A 2,625-nucleotide genomic window follows, 5' to 3' on the forward strand; every position below is an offset into this window, starting at 1 on the left:
ATCAGATACAGATTTATCCGGGAGACATTTTCTCATGGCTTGACAATTATGTTAAAAATCTGGATGCAATCAAAAGGATTGCTCATGCTTACAATAAGAAAAATATAGTTAAAAAAACAAATTACTTAATTAGAAAAATTGAAAATGGGTGAACAGAAATGTTTGCAGAAGACAAAATATTAATCGGATGTAATGAAAACACTGAAGTGTCTTTATTACCAAAACTGGCAAACCGTCACGGTTTAATTGCCGGTGCAACTGGAACTGGTAAAACTATTACATTAAAAACTTTAGCAGAATCATTTTCTGATATGGGAGTGCCTGTATTTCTTGCTGATATGAAGGGGGATATTTCAGGTCTTGCAAAATTAGGTTCTGAAACTGATAAGATTAAAACCAATGTTGACAAATATGGGCTGGCAGCAAAAGGATTCAAGTATCAGGCATATCCTGTTGAATTCTGGGATTTGTTCGGTCAAAAAGGTTTGCCTGTAAGGGTTACAATGTCTGAAATGGGACCTACACTTTTATCAAAAATATTGAATCTATCAGAAGCCCAGGAGGGTGTTTTAAACATTGTATTCAAGGTGGCTGATGAAAAATCCCTTTTAATCATTGATTTGAAAGACCTTAAGGCAATGATCAATCATGTTGTTGAAAACAAGGCTGAGTATGAAGGTGAATACGGAGCCATTGCTGAAAAATCAGCAAACACCATTCTCAGAAGCCTTATCACATTGGAAGATCAGGGCGGAAACGGTTTCTTCGGTGAACCTGCACTTGATTTAAACGATTTCATGAAAGTTGATGATAACGGCAAAGGTATCATTAATGTATTGGATGCTCAAAAACTCTCCCTTTCTCCTGAAATATACTCAACATTTTTACTTTGGATGCTGTCCAATCTTTATCAGACCCTACCGGAAGTGGGGGATATGGACAAGCCAAAATTTGTTTTCTTCTTTGATGAGGCACACTTATTGTTTGATGACATGTCACCGGAATTCGCCAAGAAAATCGAACAGATTGTAAGGTTGATTCGTTCAAAAGGTGTGGGATTGTATTTCATCTCACAGTCTCCTGCTGACATTCCTGATGATATTCTTGCACAATTAGGTAATCGTATTCAGCATGCGCTTCATGCATACACTCCAAAAGAGCAAAAGGCCGTTAAGGTTGCTGCCGAATCATTCAGGCCAAACCCTGACTTTGACACAGCAACCGTAATATCCGAGCTTGGAATCGGTCAGGCTTTAGTATCTGTTTTGGAAGAGGGAGGAGTGCCTGGTGTTGTACAGATGGTGGATATCGTACCTCCACAAAGCTATATTGGCGCTATTGATGATGCTATGAGAAGTGATCTTCTCAATCTTTCAGAGTTGAAGCCTAAATATTGGGATGCCGTTGACGGACTGTCTGCCTATGAAATGCTTCTTGAAAAAATCGATTCAAATCCTAATGTTGAAAGTGAAGTTCCAACAGTTGACAAGGAAATCATTGAAGAGGCAAAGGTTGAAGTTGAAAACCAAGAACCTGTTGAAGAATCTCCAGAAGCTCCTGAAGCTCCCGAAGCTCCTGAAGCTCCTGCTCAGCCTGGTGCCGCTGATGTTCTTGGAGGAATTTTGGGTACCGTACTTGGCGGTCAGCAACCTGCAAAAGGTAAGAAAACCAAGAAATCTGCTCAGCAGAAGGCTATTGAAAAGGCGGCTTCACAGGCAATGAATACCGCCGCACGTGAAGTTACCAAGGGAATCATGAGAGGAATATTCGGACAAATGAAATAAGGTGAAATCATGCCTCATCCTCATGAAAATGCAATAGCCAAGATGCCTGCCTCAGCTTTGATAGGAATTATTGAAGAGTCTAAAATGACATATGTCCGTGAAAACTTAAGCATCTTTTTGCATGAATCCCAAATTGATTTATTAAAACAGGTTAAAAAACATGAAAAGCCTCATCACAAAAAGATAAGGATTAAACAGTTCGAAAAAGCTAAAAAGGATGATCTGTTCAATTTGCATTTGGGTTTGTATTTGAAGAAATATGAAAAACTGGCCAAAATCGGTTTGATTGAAGTCGACAAGGAACCGAATAACGGTCTTGAATATGATTGTAAACTGACACCTAAGGGCATTGAAGTTTTAGATGAGATTTCCAAACTTGAAATTGAATGGGAAGATATAGCAGGCATTAATGATGAATCAAGGGAAGTGTTGAAAGATATCGCCCTCAATTCATTTAAAATAAGCTATAAGCATAAGAAAAAACAGGGATTCATATTCTAAAAAATTGATAATCCATGGCTATTGAATCATATGCTTCTATTACGGTTTCAATAGCTTCCTTTTTATCTTAATAATGCAAGAATACCACAACTTCTGTAAGTTGTGGATGAATTGTAAGTTGGGTATACTATTTTTTTATTAATTTTTAAAGAGTTATTTTCTTATAATACTTATTATGAGCAGTAATTTAAATAGGAATCAACATTCAGTATACATATTAACCTATCACTTGGTATTGGTGATTAAATATCGTAGAAAGGTTATTAATGAGGATATTTTTGATTCATTTAGGGTTATTTTTAAAAATATTGGCTTTAAATATGGTATTGTAGTTAAAGAA

General features: G+C 36.7%; 3 protein-coding genes and 1 pseudogene (1 of these 4 only partly in view). All 4 read left to right on the plus strand.

The window, feature by feature from the left end; genetic code table 11:
• Positions 1–152, plus strand: a pseudogene (locus tag QZV03_RS06650) (DUF5814 domain-containing protein); it begins 2,450 nt to the left of the window's first position.
• A 6-nt stretch (positions 153–158) separates the two neighbouring features.
• Positions 159–1,784 (plus strand): helicase HerA-like domain-containing protein, encoded by a 1,626-nt coding sequence (locus QZV03_RS06655; protein ID WP_296875124.1) that lies wholly within the window; start codon positions 159–161, stop codon positions 1,782–1,784.
• Positions 1,785–1,793: 9 nt separating this feature from the next.
• Entirely contained in the window at positions 1,794–2,285 is a 492-nt protein-coding gene (locus QZV03_RS06660) for a hypothetical protein (RefSeq protein WP_296875126.1), read from the plus strand.
• A gap of 175 nt (positions 2,286–2,460) precedes the next feature.
• A partial coding sequence (locus QZV03_RS06665) for a transposase (RefSeq protein ID WP_296875134.1) occupies positions 2,461–2,625 on the plus strand: 165 nt, incomplete at its 3' end.

The organism is uncultured Methanobrevibacter sp. (genome assembly GCF_902788255.1).
In the GTDB taxonomy this organism is placed as follows: domain Archaea; phylum Methanobacteriota; class Methanobacteria; order Methanobacteriales; family Methanobacteriaceae; genus Methanocatella.